The 19,598-nt window shown below is 46.9% G+C and carries 16 protein-coding genes; 11 read left to right on the top strand and 5 right to left on the bottom strand.

The window, feature by feature from the left end; genetic code table 11:
- Nucleotides 1-8 precede the first annotated feature (8 nt).
- Entirely contained in the window at nucleotides 9-626 is a 618-nt protein-coding gene (locus tag DN730_RS16325) for a LysE family translocator (protein ID WP_115469217.1), read from the top strand.
- Here DN730_RS16325 and DN730_RS16320 read toward each other — a convergent pair.
- Nucleotides 623-2,566 carry a DNA topoisomerase III gene (locus DN730_RS16320; protein ID WP_115469216.1) on the bottom strand — a complete coding sequence of 648 codons (1,944 nt, stop codon included), beginning with the start codon at nucleotides 2,564-2,566 and terminating at the stop codon, nucleotides 623-625. The two genes, DN730_RS16325 and DN730_RS16320, sit on opposite strands and share 4 nt — an antisense overlap.
- A gap of 363 nt (nucleotides 2,567-2,929) precedes the next feature.
- A complete protein-coding gene (locus tag DN730_RS16315; protein WP_115469215.1) occupies nucleotides 2,930-3,415 on the bottom strand; it encodes a universal stress protein in 486 nt (161 codons plus the stop codon).
- 327 nt (nucleotides 3,416-3,742) lie between these two features.
- On the opposite strand from DN730_RS16315, the gene bamJ reads away from it, so the two are divergent.
- The gene (bamJ, locus tag DN730_RS16310; RefSeq protein ID WP_115469214.1) at nucleotides 3,743-4,363 is read left to right on the top strand and encodes a BamJ family beta-barrel-assembly machinery protein; all 621 of its coding nucleotides are present in this window, start codon (nucleotides 3,743-3,745) and stop codon (nucleotides 4,361-4,363) included.
- Between the two features lie 76 nt (nucleotides 4,364-4,439).
- Here the strand turns inward: bamJ and DN730_RS16305 are convergent, their stop codons facing one another.
- The 3 genes from DN730_RS16305 to purB all read right to left on the bottom strand — a co-directional run bounded on the left by DN730_RS16305 (nucleotide 4,440) and on the right by purB (nucleotide 7,510).
- Entirely contained in the window at nucleotides 4,440-4,856 is a 417-nt protein-coding gene (locus DN730_RS16305) for a GNAT family N-acetyltransferase (RefSeq protein WP_115469213.1), read from the bottom strand.
- Between the two features lie 9 nt (nucleotides 4,857-4,865).
- The gene (locus DN730_RS16300; protein ID WP_115469212.1) at nucleotides 4,866-6,065 is read right to left on the bottom strand and encodes a cupin domain-containing protein; all 1,200 of its coding nucleotides are present in this window, start codon (nucleotides 6,063-6,065) and stop codon (nucleotides 4,866-4,868) included.
- Between the two features lie 71 nt (nucleotides 6,066-6,136).
- The gene (purB, locus tag DN730_RS16295; RefSeq protein WP_115469211.1) at nucleotides 6,137-7,510 is read right to left on the bottom strand and encodes an adenylosuccinate lyase; all 1,374 of its coding nucleotides are present in this window, start codon (nucleotides 7,508-7,510) and stop codon (nucleotides 6,137-6,139) included.
- 203 nt (nucleotides 7,511-7,713) lie between these two features.
- Here purB and DN730_RS16290 point away from each other — a divergent pair, with 203 nt between their 5' ends.
- The 9 genes from DN730_RS16290 to DN730_RS16250 all read left to right on the top strand — a co-directional run bounded on the left by DN730_RS16290 (nucleotide 7,714) and on the right by DN730_RS16250 (nucleotide 19,536).
- On the top strand, nucleotides 7,714-9,315 hold the full coding sequence (locus tag DN730_RS16290) for a methyl-accepting chemotaxis protein (protein WP_115469210.1): 1,602 nt from the start codon (nucleotides 7,714-7,716) through the stop codon (nucleotides 9,313-9,315).
- Between the two features lie 216 nt (nucleotides 9,316-9,531).
- The gene (locus tag DN730_RS16285; protein WP_115469209.1) at nucleotides 9,532-10,509 is read left to right on the top strand and encodes a dipeptidase; all 978 of its coding nucleotides are present in this window, start codon (nucleotides 9,532-9,534) and stop codon (nucleotides 10,507-10,509) included.
- Nucleotides 10,510-10,654: 145 nt separating this feature from the next.
- On the top strand, nucleotides 10,655-11,200 hold the full coding sequence (locus DN730_RS16280; RefSeq protein WP_115469208.1) for a DUF5943 domain-containing protein: 546 nt from the start codon (nucleotides 10,655-10,657) through the stop codon (nucleotides 11,198-11,200).
- Nucleotides 11,201-11,245: 45 nt separating this feature from the next.
- The gene (dgcA, locus tag DN730_RS16275) at nucleotides 11,246-13,309 is read left to right on the top strand and encodes a dimethylglycine demethylation protein DgcA (RefSeq protein WP_115469207.1); all 2,064 of its coding nucleotides are present in this window, start codon (nucleotides 11,246-11,248) and stop codon (nucleotides 13,307-13,309) included.
- 87 nt (nucleotides 13,310-13,396) lie between these two features.
- A complete protein-coding gene (locus tag DN730_RS16270; protein WP_115469206.1) occupies nucleotides 13,397-15,310 on the top strand; it encodes a (Fe-S)-binding protein in 1,914 nt (637 codons plus the stop codon).
- Nucleotides 15,310-16,566 carry an electron transfer flavoprotein subunit alpha gene (gene etfA / locus DN730_RS16265; protein WP_115469205.1) on the top strand — a complete coding sequence of 419 codons (1,257 nt, stop codon included), beginning with the start codon at nucleotides 15,310-15,312 and terminating at the stop codon, nucleotides 16,564-16,566. Before DN730_RS16270 ends, etfA begins: the two co-directional genes overlap by 1 nt.
- Nucleotides 16,556-17,326: an electron transfer flavoprotein subunit beta gene (gene etfB, locus DN730_RS16260; protein ID WP_115469204.1), complete on the top strand. Its 771-nt coding sequence runs from the start codon at nucleotides 16,556-16,558 to the stop codon at nucleotides 17,324-17,326. Before etfA ends, etfB begins: the two co-directional genes overlap by 11 nt.
- A gap of 12 nt (nucleotides 17,327-17,338) precedes the next feature.
- Nucleotides 17,339-17,581 (top strand): hypothetical protein, encoded by a 243-nt coding sequence (locus tag DN730_RS16255; RefSeq protein WP_115469203.1) that lies wholly within the window; start codon nucleotides 17,339-17,341, stop codon nucleotides 17,579-17,581.
- A gap of 374 nt (nucleotides 17,582-17,955) precedes the next feature.
- Entirely contained in the window at nucleotides 17,956-19,536 is a 1,581-nt protein-coding gene (locus DN730_RS16250; RefSeq protein ID WP_115469202.1) for a BCCT family transporter, read from the top strand.
- Nucleotides 19,537-19,598 lie beyond the last annotated feature (62 nt).

Here is a 19,598-nt window from a genome sequence, read left to right as displayed (position 1 = left end):
TAGCTGCGATGAGCCTCGGGTTATTATCGGTCTTTGTACCCACATTCTTTTTCGTTTCCATTACACCTGGCATGTGTATGACCCTAGCTATGACATTAGGTATGACAATAGGGGTCAAACGCTCATTATGGATGATGCTAGGAGAGCTTGTTGGCGTTGGCTTAGTGGCGGTGTTAACCGCAGTGGGGGTTGCCACGTTACTGCTCAATTATCCATCAGCATTTATGCTGTTCAAATATCTAGGTGGAGCTTATCTGACTTATCTCGGTGTTCAGATGTGGCGCTCTCGTGGGAAAATGGCAATCAAAACAGACGACAGCAGTCTTCGAGCGACAGCGTATGAGCTTGCGTCACAAGGCTTTTTGACAGCCGTTGCAAACCCTAAAGGATGGGCTTTTTTTGTTGCCTTATTGCCACCGTTTTTGGAGGCTGATGCGCCTCTCGCAATACAGCTAGTCAGTTTAATTACTATTATCTTATTGCTCGAGTTTTCCTGTTTGTTGATCTATGCAACAGGAGGGCGCACTCTAAGATCATTGCTTATGAAGAGTGGTAATGTACGCATTATGAACCGTATCGCGGGGACGCTGATGGTAGGCGTTGGTATTTGGTTGGCGCTGGGTTAAGTAGCCTTTACTTTGCTAGGTTTTGTTGAAGTCGTTCTGCTACCTGTTTTGCCTCGCTTTTTCCGGTAAGCCACCTTTTTACTCTTCGGCGCGGGAAGGTTGGCGAAGCTTCCCATTTTTCCTGTTTTTGCCGTTTCAATTAAGCTATTTAAATTAAGGCACAGCTCATCCATAAAATGCTTATAGCTCTCATTTCCTAGGCTTATATCATTAAGCATAGCTTCCCATTTTGCCGTCATGTCTGGCACGCTAGTGCTATCGGGCAACGCTTCAATGAGAGCCCGTCCCGTCGCCGTCGCGTTAATTTGCTTTCCATTTCTGACTAAAAAGCCTCGCTTAAAAAGTAGTTCGATGATGCCTGCCCGTGTGGCCTCTGTGCCAAGGCCATCTGTATCTTTTAAAATTGCTTTAATTTCTTTATCCAGCACAAACCTGCTTATGCCTGTCATGGCAGCGAGAAGCGTGGCATCGGTAAAGGCATCGGGAGGTGTGGTAACTTTGTCTAGTACTTCGCCCTGTATACAGTGCAGAAGTTGTCCTTCCCGTAATAAAGGTAAGTTAGGTTCCTCTTTTTTGCTGCTGGGCATGAGTTGTTTCCAGCCTTCCTTTTTGATGGTGTTGCCCCGTGCTGTAAATAGACCGCCTTTGATTTCTATGGAAACCTTAGTGGCGAGATACTCGTAATGAGGGAAAAACTGAATAAGATACTGGCGCGCAATTAATTCGAAGATTTTCCGTTCATCACTGCTGAGTTTGCTATAACCTGAAGATTGAGACGTCGGGATGATGGCGTGGTGGGCACCAACTTGTTTGTCGTTCCATGCTTTTGATTTTTGGGCTGTGTCCGCGTTTTGTGCGGCCTGCTGAAAACTGAATGGCAATTTTTGCAAAGATTGTACGATGCCTGGTGCTTGGCTCAGTTGCTCAGTGGGTAAGTAGCGACAGTCAGAGCGAGGGTAAGTGATCATCTGATGTCGTTCATACAGTGCCTGACAGACATCCAAGACTTTTTGTGCACTCATAGAGAAGGCTTTGGCCGCGTCAATTTGTAAGGAGGATAGATTGTACGGCAGTGGCGGAGCCTGTTTTTTAGGCGTCGTTTGATAGTTTGTTACTGTCGCTGGTTTATCAGTGATACGACGAGCAACATTGTGTGCCAGGGCCTTGCTGAGTACGCGCCCATTTTCATCTTGATAGGGGGCGCATGCATCACTGGGTTGCCACATTGCGTTGAATGGGGAAATGCCTTCACCGACGAGCTGGGCGCTCACCTGATAATATTCCTTGGGCAAGAAGTTTTCGCGCTCTAAATCGCGCCGAACGACCAATCCCAAGATAGGTGTTTGTACCCTTCCTACCGATAACACGCCTTGATAGCCAGCCTGACGTCCTTTTACTGTATAAGCACGGGTTAGGTTGATGCCAAATAACCAGTCCGCTCTTGAGCGTGCTAGCGCAGAGCGAGACAAGGCAGCGAACTCTTTATTAGATCGTAAGGACTTGAGTGCCTTTTTAACAGCATTGGGTGTCAAATCACTGACTAGAAGTCGCTGAGTCGCCTCCAATTTGTATTTTGGTACTTTTGCGTAGTGCAACACCTCATCCACTAGAAGTTGTCCTTCGCGATCAGGATCCCCTGCGTGGACGATTTGGGTGGCTTCTTTAAGAAGTTTTCGCACCATGCTGAGCTGTTTCTTCGTGTTTGGTTTTGCTTTCCATTGCCAGTCAGTAGGGATGATCGGTAGATGATCCATACTCCACTGTTTGTAATGGGGGGCATAATCTTGCGGCTCTGCTAACTCCAATAAATGCCCAATACACCAAGTCACCCGATCACCGTTCGGAAGTTGTATATAGCCATCATGCTTCTTCTGAGGAGAAGGAAGTCCTGCTGCGATCGCTCGTGCGAGGCTGGGTTTTTCAGCGATGTATAAGATCATGGTTACACGTTGTGTTAAATTAAAATATGGTTGTTTATACAGTACTTTGTCTATAAATGTCTAACTCACTTCCCCTGATTTGATGATGCGATACCTTCAATATGGCATGTTTGACTAGTTTAGTGATCATGCATCACTTAGAAAATTGAATAAACCATTTGTTAAGAACACGGTTATGCATGAAAGCTGTGCCAGTGTGTTTTTGGGTAGCGTTGCCTTCGTAGGGGGCGATGTCACGTCTGAGTTGTAATATTGATCCAATATTGAGAAAGGGAGCTGCGGATTTGATGCTTAGGGGCTGCTGAAAGCACTAGAAACGCATTAAGTTCTCATTTCTAGTGCTTTGTTATCTCAGGAAAGTACTTATTTCAAAATCGGTACTACGAGTACTGGGATGTGGCTGCGGTGCACCACTTTGTTTGCTGTTGAGCCGATAACCATTTGTCCTATCTTGCTATGAGTCCGGCTATTCATGACAATCAGATCGGCATTTGTTTTTTCTGCTGTTTTTTCAATTACGTCAGCAGCGATGCCGTTGACCACTTCAATAGTAGGCGCAGATTTAAGTTTGGCCATGTCATCGGGGTGCGCGTCGCTAAATTGCTGTAGTAAGTCTTCCATGCGCTTATGAGTTGTTTCGATTGCATCTTTGCGCATCAGTTTTAGAACGTCATCAGAAACATAGTTGTGGATCATATTGGCGGCCTGTGAACTGACAGGTTCCATAGCGTGCATGAGCACGACGCTCGCTTGGTTTGAAATCGCCAAACTGATGACCATTTCCATCGCTTGGTTAGTTTTTGGTTCTAAGTCGCAAGCGTATAAAATAGTGTTAATTTTTGGAAGCATATCAATTCTCCTTTGGGCTAATGGCTTTAGTTTACGCCTTGTTACTAGGTTGGCTGTGATCTGTATCAATTAATGGTTTTGAAGGATCGTATTCATTAGGTCAGCGGTATCGTGTTGGCTGACGATAAAGCCAATGGCGGTAATGCTTAGAATAGCGCTGACAAAAGCAACATCAGTCCACAGAGAATTTTGCAGGTATCGTGTGATGTGGCGAGTGAAAACTTTAAACATAAATGGATGGACAGTTTATGCAACAGCTTATCGGCATGACGAGCTCAATATGATATTCTTCGCGCCTAAATTTTAATGACACAAAGAGATTAAACTATGTCTGAATTGTCCTTCGAGACGAACCAAGCAAAAATTGCATACGGTATTGGCCGTCAAATTGGTGACCAATTACGTGGAAGTGATCTAGGTGAGCTGTCTTTAGATCACCTGTTTGCGGCGATCCAAGATGCTTTGAATGGCCAGCCTATGGCGGTTCCTGCCGCTGAACTTGAAGCAGCGTTTGCTGAATTGCAAGAGAAAATGGAAGCGAAATCAAAAGCTGCTGCCGCTGAAACCGTTGCCGCAGGGGAAGCGTTCCTTGCAGAAAACAAAGCTCGCGAAGGCGTTCAAGTAACAGAATCTGGCTTACAGTATGAAGTATTAGAAGAAGGTACAGGTAACACACCTGTTGCGTCTTCAACGGTACGCGTTCATTACGAAGGGCGTTTAACGGATGGCCAAGTATTCGATAGCTCTATTCAACGTGGTGAGCCAATTGAGTTCCCTCTATCTGGTGTTATTGCGGGCTGGACTGAAGGTGTTCAGTTGATGAAAGAGGGTGCGAAGTATCGTTTCGCCATTCCTTCTGAACTGGCATACGGTGCTCAAGGCGCAGGCGCAGCGATCCCACCTCATGCAACATTAGTCTTTGATGTCGAGTTGATTGCAATTCTTTAATTCACTTTAAAGCTGCAATCTGACATAAAAAAGGAGCCGAATACATAGGCTCCTTTTTTCGTTTTAATAGCTATTGCTATATCTTGCGAACCATTTTGATGTGTGGTTTTCCGGCTTCCATAAATACTAACCCATCTGTTTCAAAGTCATGCGCTTGATAAAACAATTGAACATCGACCATGGCATGCAGGAATACTTCTTTGAGCCCCATCTCACGAGCCACTTGCAAGGCTTTACGAAGTAACAGTTTGCCATAGCCCTGGTGACGGTAATTTGGAAGGACTGCAAGACGACCAATCTGACCAGATTCAGTTAAGCGACATACGCCTAGAGGCGCCGCTGTGGTACCAAAGGCAACGAAATGTGTTGCCGAGGCATCTTCATCATCCCATTCATCTTGTTCGTCGATGCCATGTTCTAGGATAAAAACTTGGCGGCGAACAAAGGTCAGTTGTGCTCGGCTGCTGTGCCAGTCAGAGGTGAGTATATTCATAGATGTTAGTTACTCCTCTTCCTCATCTGGTAATGCGACGATTGCTTGGTGTTGTAATAAAAAACGCAGTAGATCGGGTAACTCAGAGTGTTGTGTTAAATCCAACGCACTAAAATCAAATTCTTCTTGGTCACAAATCGCTTCAACAAACGGTACCAGTGTTGCGTCGATCGTCATTTTTGCGCCATTACAATATAGCAAAGTAGTGCTGGGTGAGCCTTCACTGGTGTAATAGCAAATACGAGCATCTCCAGGGCGAATAAATGTATCGCCTTTAAGTGCCTGACTAAAACAGTCATTCAGCTCGTCATCATTTAACTGAGCAGTATATTCTGGATATTTGGCTTCACTCATTGTTTCACCAAGCCAGTTAGCTAATAGCTCTGGGTTATCAAGCAGTGCTGTTATCTTCTGTTTTAAATGTTCTATATCGCTTGGCAGAATTTGAGCATGGTGTTCACGCTCAATAGGCTCTGGCGCAGCAAAGCGATTTTTTTCGTCGACGTCTTCGCATAGCTTGTCAGACAGTCCTCGTAGCGCGGCTTGTACCGATGGGGCTCGAAAACCGACGGAGAAGGTCATGCAGTCGTTATCCAGTGACCGTCCATTATGCGCAAAGTTAGGGGGAAGATAGAGAATATCGCCAGGTTCTAATACCCAGTCTTGCTCTGGGTCGACATCAAACTGGTCAAGGATATGAAGGGACACATCATTCAGTGGCGTGTCGGTAAATTGCTCAGGTGCTAAGACTTGCCAGCGACGTTGCCCCGCCATTTGGATAAGAAAGACGTCGTACTGATCATAGTGAGGGCCGACACTTCCACCCTCTGTCGCGTAGCTGATCATAATATCGTCAACACGCCAGCTAGGTAAAAAGTTAAAGCGCTCTCGTAGAGCTTGTACTTCCGGTACCCAGTGGTCACAGGCCTGAACGAGTAGTGTCCAGTCTTTTTCGGGAAGCTGGGCAAAGTCCTCTTCGCTAAAAGGGCCTTGCAGGAGTTGCCATGGCGTGTCTCCATGCTCCATCACGATGCGGGATTCCACTTCCTCTTCCATGGCTAACCCCGCCAGCTCATCGGCCGTGATTGGGAGGTCAATATCTTTCGCTCCGCCTCGAATGAGCAGCGGTTTTTTTTGCCAGTATTCAGTGATAAATGTGCGCAGGCTCATGCCAGCAAGAATTGAAATAGGCGTATCGATGTTCATCATTTCATCTCATCACAAAAAAGAGCCGTAAAAACGGCTCTTTTAATTTAGCGAATTATCCGAGAGGTTTCGAGTTAGTCGCGGATAGCTTTGGCCTGTGCTACAGCGTTGCCGATGTAATTAGAAGGCGTTAGGGCCTTGAGCTCTTCTTTCGCCTGCTCAGGAAGCTCTAGTTTATCAACAAATTCTTGCATGATTTCTTGGTTGATCGTACGACCACGAGTTAGCTCTTTTAGCTTCTCATAAGGAGCTTCGATACCGTAACGACGCATAACCGTTTGGATGGGTTCTGCGAGTACTTCCCAAGAGTTGTTTAGGTCTTCGTCTAAACGAACGGCGTTGATTTCAAGCTTGCTGATGCCTTTTAGAGACGCTTGATAAGCAATCAAGCTGTGCGCCAGACCAACGCCTAGGTTACGTAGAACCGTAGAATCGGTAAGGTCACGCTGCCAGCGAGAAATCGGCAGTTTTGCGCTTAGATGCCCCATAATGGCATTCGCAATGCCCAAGTTACCCTCGGAGTTTTCGAAGTCGATTGGGTTGACTTTATGCGGCATGGTAGAAGAGCCGATTTCACCGGCGATCGTTTTCTGTTTGAAGTAACCTAGGGAAATGTAGCCCCAAACGTCACGGTCGAAGTCGATTAGGATTGTGTTGAATCGGCAAATCGCATCGTATAGCTCTGCTATGTAGTCGTGTGGTTCGATCTGAGTGGTGTAAGGATTGAACGTCAGACCCAATGAAGTTACGAACTTCTCTGCGTGGGCTTGCCAATCAACTTGCGGGTAAGCAGAAAGGTGAGCGTTGTAGTTACCCACCGCGCCGTTGATTTTGCCTAAGAATTCAACGGCTTCTACTTGTTTGATTTGACGCGCAAGACGAGCCGCTACGTTCGCCATTTCTTTACCAACAGTACTTGGTGACGCTGTCTGACCGTGGGTACGCGATAGAATAGATTGCTCTGCATGTTCGATGGCCAATGCTTCAATGGCTGTCAGCACCGCTTTCATCTCTGGCACAATCGCTTCCGTCAACGCTTCGTTTAGCATTAAAGCATGAGAAAGGTTGTTGATGTCCTCAGAGGTACAAGCAAAGTGTACAAACTCAGAAACCGCCGCCAGCTCAGCGTTGTCTGCAATTTTGCCTTTGATGAAGTACTCAACCGCTTTGACATCGTGATTGGTGGTTTTTTCGATGTCTTTGATCGCTTGTGCATCTTCTTCAGAGAAGTTTGCTGCTAAGTCGTCAAGAACCGCGTTTGCGTCAGCACTTAGTGCTGGGACTTCGATAATTTCAGGATGCGCTGCAAGCGCTTGAAGCCAACGTACTTCCACGATAACACGCATACGTAATAGGCCGTACTCACTAACAGAGCGGCGTAGCGCGTTTGTTTTAGAGCCGTAACGACCGTCGATCGGGGAAATCGCATTTAAGCTGGTTAATTGCATTGAGTAAACGCCTCGAACATGGTTTTTCAGGGAGCCGCTATTATAGGGGAAAGGCCTTACTATCGCCATGCTGTAAAAGATTGTTAACGAATAAAAAGGTCGAATACTTGTGATATAAAGAAAACTAATAGTATTAATGCTGTTACATTTATAGTTTATTTTTTAGTATTCATTCCTTAAAAAAGAATAGTAAGAGGCTGTACATGACGATAAACAGGTTATTTTCGCTCGGGATATTAGCAGTAGTGGTCGCTTTGATAGGGCTGTTTACTATCAGTACCTATGGGTTGAAACAAAATGAGCATGCCATCGAGCGAGAAGTGCAATTGGCCAATGCGATGGGGGCCATGAAAGACGCACGTTACTATACAGTTCAAGTGCAGCAGTTTCTTACGGATATGGGAGCAACGCGTGGTGACGATGCTTTGGGCGAAGCACAAGAAAGCTTAGTAGGAGCCAAAGAAAGTTTGGATCGTTTAGCTGTTATCCTGCCTGAATACTCAGACGAAGTCGTTTCATTGAAAAAGTCGTTAGACAGTTTGTATGACTCTGGCTACACAATGGCGATTGCATACATAGAACAAGGCACTGAAGCTGGAAACCGTTTGATGAAAGGTGCTGGAGGGTTAGATGAAGCATCAATCGAGCTGTCTGATTCTCTAGAAAAGGTTGTGAAAGAAATCAATGTGCGCCTTGAAGAAAGTTCAGAGATGGCCGTCGCTTATATTCTGAAGGCAGAAAAAGTGTCGTTGATTAGCAGCTTAGTATCCGCTTGTTTAATCATTGGTGTGATTTTGCTACTGCGCCAAAAAACGTTACCAGATCTGCGTAAACTGGAAGCTTCTCTACATGATATCGCCGCTGGAGCTCGCGACTTGACGGTACGTCTAGACGAAAAAGGTAATGACGAACTTGCAGATGTCGCTAAGAGTTTTAATCAGTTTATCGGCAACCTCAATGAATTAATACGCACCGTACAAACCCAATCCACTTCGATGTCGAGTGTTGGAGAGCAGATGCTGCAGGCTTCTACTCAAACACGAAAGGGAATGGAAGGGTTACAGGCCGAAACCCAGGGTATCGCCAGCGCAGTTGAGGAGATGCAGGGTACTATTCGTTACGTTGCTGAAGGTGCGGATGAAACCGCTACTGTTGCAAAAGAATCTGATCGGTACACTAAAGAAGTAGAAGTGATTGTCGAAGATAATGCGCGCTCCATTGGCAGCCTTGCAAACGGTGTTGAGCGCGCTGCGTCGGCGCTGCAGGAGCTAGAAGCTAAAACCGCTAGCGTAGGTTCGATTCTTGATGTCATTCGAGATATTGCCGATCAAACCAACTTGTTGGCACTTAACGCCGCAATTGAGGCGGCTCGTGCAGGGGAGCAAGGGCGTGGTTTTGCGGTGGTCGCTGATGAAGTGCGGACACTGGCACAACGGACCCAAGAATCGACTGAACAGATCCAAGATATGATCACACAGTTGCAAGAAGGGGCTCACAGCGCGGTGTCGGTCATGGGTGAGAGTAAAACCCAAGCAGAAGAGACTGTAGTGAAGTCCCAAGCCGCGACGGAAGCGCTTGCTAAAGTGTCCCAAGCGATTGGAGGCATGTCGGCGAAAGCAACCGAAATTGCGACGGCAATGGAGCAGCAGGCGGCCGTCGCTGAAAATATTGATCAGCGCATTCGCTTGATTCGCGATGAAGCGATTGCAACATCTGCCAATGCGGAGCAGTCGAATCAAGCCAGTCATCAGGTGGGCGAACAAGCGCAAAGTCTCAGTGTTTTGGTGTCGGGCTACCGAGTCTAATCCTCATAATATCGTCGTATTTTCAATAGGAGCCTTAGGCTCCTATTTTTTTATCGGATGGTTTTCAGAATAACGCCACGGACATGTCGTAAATGTGGTCGGTTTTGGTAATTCGGAAGTCGTTTCCAGCCTCTAACTCTTTACCCCTTAGCCCTAAACTGGGTTCATTAAAGGGGTATCTCCCTTCCTGTCAGAACCTGTACGAAGGATACTAAAATGAACGCAGCGGAATTACACGACCAAGCAATAGTGATCGATGGTTTGATCTGTGCGAAATGGAATCGTGAACTATTCGAAGATATGGCCAAAGGCAAGTTGACGGCAGCAAACTGTACCGTTTCTTTCTGGGAAAACTTCGAAGGTACCGTTCGCAATGTTGTAGAAATGAATCAACTGATTGAAGCTAATAGCGACTTGTTGACGAAAGTTTATACAACTAAAGATATTCTTCGTGCAAAGGAGGAAGGTAAAACTGGCGTCATGATGGGCTTCCAGAATGCCCACGCATTTGAAGATCAAATTGGCTATGTGCAAGTGTTCAAAGACTTGGGCGTCGGCATCGTGCAAATGTGTTACAACACGCAAAACTTGGTCGGTACAGGTTGTTATGAACGAGACGGTGGTTTGTCTGGCTTTGGCCGAGAAATCGTTGCTGAAATGAACCGTGTCGGTGTTTTGTGTGACTTATCTCATGTCGGACCGAATACTGCTAAAGAAGTCATTATCGAATCTAAAAAGCCAGTAGCTTACTCGCATTGCTTGCCGTCAGGCCTAAAAGAGCACCCGCGTAATCGTTCGGATGAAGAGCTGAAATTTATAGCGGACAACGGTGGCTTTGTAGGCGTGACAATGTTTACCCCTTTCTTGCGTGCAGGTGTTAACGCAACGGTTGATGATTACGTCGAAGCGATTCAATACATCTATAACATCGTTGGTGAAGATGCCATTGGTATCGGTACTGACTTTACCCAAGGCCATGGTCAAGACTTTTTCGAATATCTAACGCATGACAAAGGTTATGCGCGACGCTTGACGCGCTTTGGTGAAATTATCAACCCGAAAGGCATTCGTACTGTCGGTGAGTTCCCTAATTTAACAGAAGCCTTGTTGCGTCATGGTTTTAGTGAACGTCAAGTTTGCAAAATCATGGGTGAAAACTGGGTGAATCTGCTACGCGAAGTATGGGGCGAATAGCCTCCACATTGTTTCTAAGAATTTTAAGACCTGTGGTGGGGGGACCTAGGTCAGCGGATGCGACTCTCCGCTGGCCTTAGTGTCTTTACCTAAATCTGGATAATCTCGACGCAAAGCGTCACAGCAAGATATTTGAGGTGTGAAAATGGGTGTACATGCGCCAGAAATGCCAATCGAAGTAGATGATCAAACTGGTGTTTGGACAACGGATGCGTTGCCAATGCTTTATGTCCCTCGTCACTTTTTCGTTAACAACCATATGGGAATTGAAGACGAAATTGGTGCAGAGCGTTACGCTGGAATTTTGTACAAAGCAGGCTATAAATCAGCTTACTTCTGGTGTGAGCAAGAAGCAGAGTGCCACGGTATTTCCGGCGCTGATGTTTGGCATCATTACCTTAAGCGTCTTTCTCAGCGTGGTTGGGGGCTATTTATCACAGAAGAGCTAGATATCGAAAAAGGTACTGCAAAAGTCCGCTTAGAGAACTCAGCGTTTGTTTACCATTACGAAAAAATTCACGGCAAAAAAGTTAACCGTAAAGTCGATTACATGTTTACGGGTTGGTTTGCTGGGGCGCTTGATCAAATTGCAGAAGCTCAAGGTTTGGCTGTACGAACCAAAGCAGAGCAAACACAGTGCGCGGCCGAAGAAGGTTGTGATGTGGGTTACTTCGAAGTAACGCCGCTTTAATTATCCATTATCTGTTTATCGTTTTAGAAAAGGCGGGGTTCCACTATGTCCCAGTTTGATGCGCTGTTTCAGCCTCTGAATATTAATAAATTAACAATCCGTAACCGTATTGTGAGTACTGCTCACGCTGAAGTTTACGCAACGGATGGCGGTATGACGACAGACCGCTACGTGAAGTACTACGAAGAAAAAGCAAAAGGCGGCTGTGGTTTGTGTATCTGTGGTGGGTCAAGTGTTGTCTCCATCGATAGCCCGCAAAGCTGGTGGAGCTCTGTCAATCTTTCAACAGATCGAATCATCCCACACTTCCAGAATCTAGCGGACGCGGTGCATAAGCACGGCGGCAAGATTATGATTCAAATTTCTCATATGGGGCGTCGCTCGCGTTGGGACGGTGAAAACTGGCCTAACCTAATGTCTCCATCTGGTATTCGTGAGCCTGTTCACCGCGCGACGTGTAAGACAATCGAAGTGGAAGAAATCTGGCGCGTCATTGGCGATTTCGCACAAGCTGCCCGCCGTGCGAAAGAGGGCGGTCTAGATGGTGTTGAGCTGTCGGCAGTGCACCAACACATGATCGACCAATTCTGGTCACCACGTGTAAACAAACGTACTGACGAATGGGGCGGCACATTTGAAGGCCGTATGAAATTCGGTCTTGAAGTCGCGAAAGCAGTACGTGCCGAAGTGGGCCCTGACTTTGTAGTTGGTATGCGTATTACGGGTGACGAGTTCCACCCAGACGGTCTAAACCACGACGACATGAAGCAGATTGCGAAGTACTACGATGACACAGGTCTGATCGATTACTTCGGTGTTGTGGGGTCTGGTTGTGATACGCACAACACGCTTGCGAACGTTATTCCAAACATGAGTTACCCACCTGAGCCTTTCTTGCACCTAGCCGCAGGTATCAAAGAAGTTGTCAGTGTTCCGGTTATTCACGCTCAGAACATCAAAGATCCTAACCAAGCAAAACGTATCGTTGAGGCAGGTTATGTCGATTTTGTAGGGATGACTCGTGCTCACATCGCCGATCCACACTTCATTGCTAAAATTAAAATGGATCAAGTTGATCAGATCCGCCAATGTGTGGGTGCAAACTACTGTATTGACCGTCAGTACCAAGGGTTGGATGTTTTATGTATCCAGAACGCGGCAACGTCTCGTGAGTATATGGGGCTCCCACACATTATTGAGAAGACTGACGGACCTATCCGTAACGTGGTGGTTGTTGGCGGTGGCCCTGGTGGTATGGAAGCAGCACGCGTTGCTGCAGAGCGTGGCCATAAAGTAACGTTACTAGAGCGTGCAGATGAGTTGGGTGGTCAAATTACCATTGCTGCGAAAGCGCCTCAGCGTGACCAAATCGCGGGTATTACTCGTTGGTTGGTCATGGAACTTGATCGTCTAGGCGTCGATGTTCGTACTGGTGTGACAGCCGATGCGCAAATGATCCGTGACTTGCAACCAGATGTTTGTGTTATGGCTACCGGTGGTCGTCCATACATGGAACAGAATCCTGCTTGGGGTGCGGAAGAGGGCTTATGTGTATCAAGCTGGGATATCCTCAATGGTAAGGTAGAGCCAGGTAAAAACGTATTGATCTACGATACGATTTGTGAATTCTCAGGTTTGTCTGCTGCTGACTACTTGGCGTCCAAAGGGTCGTTAGTTGAGATCGTTACTGACGATATCAAACCTGGTGTAGGCATTGGTGGTACGACGTTCCCAACTTACTACCGTTCACTGTACGAAAAAGAAGTTGTGATGACTTCTGATTTTCTACTAGAGAAGGTCTACCGTGAAGGTGACAACCTAGTGGCGGTACTGGAAAACGAGTACACAGGTCAGCATGAAGAGCGTGTTGTCGATCAAGTTGTAATTGAAAACGGCACGCGCCCGAATGAAGAGCTGTATTACGAACTGAAAGAAGAATCTCGCAACAAAGGCCAACTTGATGTTGAAGCGTTGTTTGATATCAAACCTCAGCCAATTCTTTCAGAAAGTGGCGATGGCATGATCTTGTGGCGTTTGGGTGATTGCGTATCGCAACGTAATACACACGCTGCGATGTACGATGCACTTCGTTTATGTAAAGACCTGTAATCGTTTAGCCACTCAAAACTAAACCAATACAACTGAACCCAAGAGGCGGCAATGCGGCCGCCTCTTTAATGCTATATGGGGTGAAAGATGGTTATCGACTGGTTACCTTCTGTTCTAATTGTTGCTCTTCTTGCTCTTGGTGTCATCGGTGCGCTTCGACGCGTCAATCTTTGGCGCGCAGGACAACCCGAAAAAGTCAATTTAATTGCTGGTCTATTGGCAATGCCAAACCGGTATTTAAAAGATTTGCACCATGTGGTTGAACGTGACAAGTACATGTCGCGTACTCACGTTGCAACCGGCGGTGGATTTGTACTGTCAATGGTGCTTGTTCTTGTCGTTCACGTGTTCAATGTTCAAGAACGCATTGTAGCTTGGGCTTTGCTGGGTGCCTTAGCGCTCATGCTGATCGGTGCATTTTTTGTATTTAAACGTCGACTTAATCCCCCTGAGCGCTTATCGAAAGGCCCGTGGATGCGCTTGCCAAAAAGCCTTATTACTTTTGCGGTAACCTTCATTGTTCTGACATTACCTGCTGCTGGAATCTTACCAGAGGGCACAGGAGGTGTTGTTCTGATCGTGGTCTTAAGTATCGGTATCGTGATCGGGTTAGGTGAACTGCTGTTCGGCATGGGCTGGGGTGGACCGATGAAACACGCTTTTGCGGGCGCGTTGCATCTCGCATTTCACCGTCGTCCAGAGCGATTTGGTGGTGGCCGTTCGACAGGGTTAAAGCCTGCTAATCTTGAAGGAGCCGTGATAGGTGTTGCTAAACCGAGTGACTTTAAGTGGAACCAACTGCTTGGATTTGATGCTTGTGTACAGTGTGGTAAATGTCAAGCAATGTGTCCGGCATTTGCAGCGGGACAACCTCTGAACCCCAAGAAGCTGATTCAAGATATGGTAGTTGGTCTTGCTGGAGGGACTGATGCGAATTATGCGGGTAGCCCATATCCTGGTAAAGAAATAGGCAACGCAAAAGGCAGTCCTACCGAGGTGATTACGGCTGGCCTAGTTAGCCAAGAAACGTTGTGGTCTTGTACTACATGTCGAGCGTGTGTCGAAGAGTGTCCGATGATGATCGAACACGTAGATGCAATCGTGGACATGCGTCGATTCCTAACGATGGAAAAAGGCGAAACCCCAAACAAAGGTTCAGAAGTCTTAGAAAACATTATCGCAACAGACAATCCAGGAGGTTACGCGCCTGGCAGCCGAACAAACTGGGCGGCGGATCAGAATTTAGCGGTGATGAAAGAGAAGAAAGAAGCAGACGTCTTATTCTGGGTGTCTGATGGTGCGTTTGATATGCGTAGTCAGCGTATCCTTCGAGCATTCGTTAAGCTCATGAAACATGCCAATGTAGATGTCGCGATTTTAGGTGATGAAGAGCGAGATAGTGGTGATGTGGCGCGTCGTCTTGGGGATGATGCAACGTTCCAAAGCCTTGCGAAGCGTAACTTGGCCACTTTAGGTCAGTATAAATTTAAGAAAATTGTGACGACTGATCCGCATGCATATCATTGCTTGCGGAATGAATACGCTGATTTTGATGCCAATGGCGCATTGGAAGGTGTGGAGGTGTTGCACCATACTACATTCTTGAATCAGCTAGTTCAGTCTGGTGCCTTGAAGTTGGATGCATTCAAAGGTGGCAAAGTGACGTATCACGACCCATGCTATTTGGGACGTTACAACGGTGAGTACGAAGCGCCACGTGAGCTACTACGTTCGTTGGGGATTGAAATCGCTGAAATGGAACGCTCTGGTTTCCGCTCTCGCTGTTGTGGCGGTGGTGGCGGTGCTCCGATCACAGACATACCAGGAGAGCGTCGTATTGCAGACATGCGCATGGAAGATGTGACCGAGACAGGTGCCGAACTCGTTGCTGTAGGCTGTCAACAATGTACGGCTATGCTTGAAGGTGTTGTTGAGCCACGTCCAGAGGTTAAGGATATTTCCGAGATCTTGGTTGGCCAGCTAGTAGAGGAGGTGCACTAATGAGTGACATTATTCGTCGTGACCCACGTGCAGAGTGGATTATTCGTAACCGTCTGCATCCACTCCATGATCAATATGTAAGTCAAGAAGAGGGCGGTGAGATACGTGGTCCTTCTGGCATCATTCGTAAATTTCCTCACAAAGTAGGTTTTATTGGGCCGAACGGAGTCAAGCGTATTGATCGCTTGAAAGGCAATGCCGCTTCAGCAACCGGAAAACGCTCTAGTGCGACGCAAGAAGTTCAGTTGCCCTTGCATCAGATATCTTCGCCAGAGTTTTACGTGGTGGTGGTTCCTGATTTGGTCGGTGGTCGTTTGACGTCACATGACAAAGATATTTTGGGGCTTGCTCACAAGTTAATCAGTGAGCATGGCGGGCAAGGGGCTGTGGCCGCACTGTGCTTCGGTGAAGTGAAGGAAGAGCACTTTGATTTAGCGGGCGTTGATCGTCTCATCCACCTAAACGATCCTGCTTTTGATGGTTATGCACCGGAAGCACGAGTTCAGGCGTTGGCGTATGTTGATACACAGCTTACGGTGAAACATTGGTTGTTCCCTGATAGTGTGCACGGTGGCGCGGATCTTGGATCCCGACTGGCCGCTAAATTGGGTGAGCGGCCGGCTACACAGGCGTGGCAAGTGACCGCTGAGCAAGTAGTGTGTCGTGGCGCGTCTTCAAGTTTGGACATCTCCCGAGCGATGCCTCGTATCGCTATGTTACTTGAAGAGTGTGGTGATGCCATTGACGAAACTCGTCATGAAGCGTCATCGATTGAGTTTGCTGATATACCACTTCTTGAAGGACACATCGTGGATAAAGGTCTAATGGATGTGGATCCGAACGCGATTCCATTGGCCGAAGCTGAATTCATTTTGTCGGCGGGCAATGGTATTCATAACTGGGATCAATTCCATCAAGCCGCTGCCACGTTAGGTGCAACCGAGGGTGCAAGTCGTGTTGCTGTAGACGATGGCTTTATGCCACGTATACGTCAGGTTGGCGCAACGGGTACTTGGGTTACGGCGCGTGTCTATATTGCTGTTGGCATTTCTGGCGCCATTCAGCATATGCAGGGTATCGGCCAAGTGGACAAGGTGGTAGCGATTAATACTGATGCGGGTTGTGACATGGTGAAGCGAGCTGCACTCAGTGTCATTGGTGACAGTGAAGAAATATTGTCCGAACTCATGGCGCTGGTTAACGCTCATCGTAATCAAGCTTCGTCGGAGTCAGAGGAGAATAGTCATGCCGCATAAAATCATATCGTTGATATCAGTGGGTCGTCATCCTCAATCTGGCCGTGCACGACGTTCAGACCAAGATGGTCGGGCTGTGGAGTTGGGCTTGAAGCTATCAGGCAGTCAGTTAGAAGTTGTTCATGCCGGTGATTCGGAAGAGCCTGTATTACGTCAGTATGCTGGCATGGGGCTTGCTGAAATTACCATTCTAGAGCAAGACCAAAGTATGGATGCCGTTGCGTCCTTATCTACTTACCTTGCATCACGCGATGCCGATATTGTTCTGACGGGTGTGAGGTCAGAAAGTGGCGAATCATCAGGCATGGTGCCTTATATTTTAGCTGAGGCACTAGGTTGGCCTTTGGTAGCTCGTGTTGCAGACATCGTCGAAATAAAAGACGGTACAGCTGAGGTGCTGTTAGCACTGCCACGAGGTCAACGCCGAGCGGCGACCGTTAAGTTACCGTTCATTGCGACGATAGACAGTGCTGCACAGGAAGCTCGTCAAAGTGCTTATGGCCCAGGTTTACGAGCCAATATGGTTGCGCAAAGTGGGGCAAATGAGCTTGATGAATTGCGAGCGAACTGGTCAGAGGCTCCCGCTAAACCGAGACCTAAACGATTGAAAATGGTGAAAGCTAAAACAGCTGCTGATCGATTTAAAGCGGCAACGGCCAAACCTGCTGGCGGATCTGGTAAAGTGATGAAAAACGAGTCAACGGAAGAAAAAGCACAAGCAATTTTTGATCTGTTGATTGAAGAAAAAGTCATTCGCTAGGTGGTGTTTCAGATGATGATTGTAGACTTGATCGATGAAGTGGATTTTAAAGAAAAAATGATAGGGATCGGTGTCCCAGTTTCTTCTCAAGAGTCGCTAGAGGATGTTCAAGCCAAAGTGATTGAGTGGTTAGAAGCTGATGCTGAGCGCGCAACGGTGTTGAGTGGCGCGTTAACGGAGCTTGAAGATACGGGGGCCACTATTTTGCCAGAAGTTCTGACTGTTATGGCATCATTAAAGCAAGTCATTCAGTGATCAAAATACAGTGGTGGTCTAAATAGTTTATTGATCATCAAAAAACACGATAAAGCATGACCTGAAAGGGTCGTGCTTTTTTTGTGTCCGAAATTATGTCACTAAATGATTAATTAACGGTGACTTTTCTTATTTCCCAGTTTTGGTCGTCATTGGGCTGATCGTATCTTTTGGTGTCGCAATGAGGCATATCGCGCGAGGAGACTCGTCGTACTATTCAAATCGAGTTGTGCTTTTTTTACGCTTTTTAACAAAAGTAAGGAAAAGCATTTGCTTCCGGCTAGAGTCGCAATTCAAACAAAGTAGGTAAAGCAGTCAACTTTTACAAAAGGAACGCTGACGGCTTATATCTACAATACGAGGTGAAATAAAAGATGGATCCAAAAACGCGTAATCGCTCTAAGTCATCTGACTATACGTCGGATTACAAAGCAGGGCAGGATAACGTCCAAATCTTAGGTATGGACGTACATAACCCAGTGTTTACTACAAGTGCTGTCTTTGTTATCGCGTTTATCGCGCTAGCATTGATCTTTCCAGCGCAGTCCAAAGACATTCTCATGGGCGCAAGAACCTGGTCGATCGAAACGTTCGATTGGTTGTTCATGATCGGTGGTAATGTTTTTGTGTTGTTCTGTTTAGCCGTGATTGTCTTGCCAGTCGGTAAGATTCGTTTGGGTGGAGAGGATGCGAAAGCGGAATTTTCAACCATGTCATGGTTTGCCATGCTGTTCGCAGCGGGTATGGGTATCGGTCTTATGTTCTGGAGTGTTGCCGAGCCAGCAGCCTATTACACCGACTGGTGGGGCACACCACTAGGTGTTGAGCCGAATACGCCTGAAGCGGCGAAAGCTGCGATGGGTGCGACCATGTTCCACTGGGGACTTCACCCTTGGGCAATCTATGGTGTTGTTGCACTGGCTCTAGCATTCTTCTCTTTCAATAAAGGTTTGCCGCTGACGATTCGTTCAGCTTTCTATCCATTATTGGGTGAGCGCTGCTGGGGGCCGATTGGTCACGTGATCGATATCATTGCTGCACTTGCGACTATTTTTGGTCTTGCGACGTCTCTTGGTCTAGGGGCATCACAAGCAGCCGGTGGTCTTGAGTTCTTATTCGGTATCGAAAACAACATTAGCACGCAAATCGGCATTATCTTTGTCGTGACTGCGATTGCTGTGTTCTCTGTTGTTCGTGGTCTTGATGGCGGTGTGAAGTTGTTGAGTAACATCAACATGATTATCGCTGCCGTGTTGATGCTATTCGTTATTATCTTCGGTTCAATTTCTGGTTTCTTCAGCCACTTATTCAGCACAACGGTAGCTTATGTTGAGTACGTGATTCCGCTGAGTAACTGGGTTGGTCGTGACGATACTAAATTCTATGAGGGTTGGACGGTATTCTACTGGGCTTGGTGGATTAGTTGGTCGCCATTTGTGGGTATGTTCATCGCGCGTGTATCGAAAGGTCGTACTGTTCGTGAATTTATGACGGCTGTACTGCTTGTACCGACGGTTGTATCTATCTTCTGGATGTCTGCATTCGGTGGTCAAGCATTGGATCAAATCCAAGCAGGTATCGGTGAATTGGGTAAAAACGGACTTACTGATGTCACGGCTGCGATGTTCCAGATGCTAGAGCAACTGCCAATGGTCGAAATTACGGCGTTTGTAGCAATCATCCTAGTATTGGTGTTCTTCATCACGTCTTCTGACTCTGGCTCTCTAGTCATTGACTCGATTACTGCGGGCGGTAAAGTTGAGACTCCGGTACCACAGCGTATTTTCTGGGCAACTATGGAAGGCTTCATTGCTGCTGTGTTGTTGTTTGGTGGTGGCTCTGAGGCTCTGACAGCATTACAGGCTGGTGCCGTAACAACAGGTCTACCCTTTGTCGTAATCTTGCTGCTTATGTGTATCAGTACGTATAAAGGTTTGCGCTCTGAATTGCGTTAATGCGTTGTATGTACTGAATGGTTAAGGGGTAGTTTTGTTGCCCTACTGAAAACCGCTGTAGT

It is taken from the genome of Marinomonas piezotolerans (genome assembly GCF_003362755.1).
GTDB lineage: Bacteria > Pseudomonadota > Gammaproteobacteria > Pseudomonadales > Marinomonadaceae > Marinomonas > Marinomonas piezotolerans.
The sequence above is the reverse complement of the archived record's forward strand: the minus strand, read 5'-3'. Positions and strand labels throughout refer to the sequence as shown.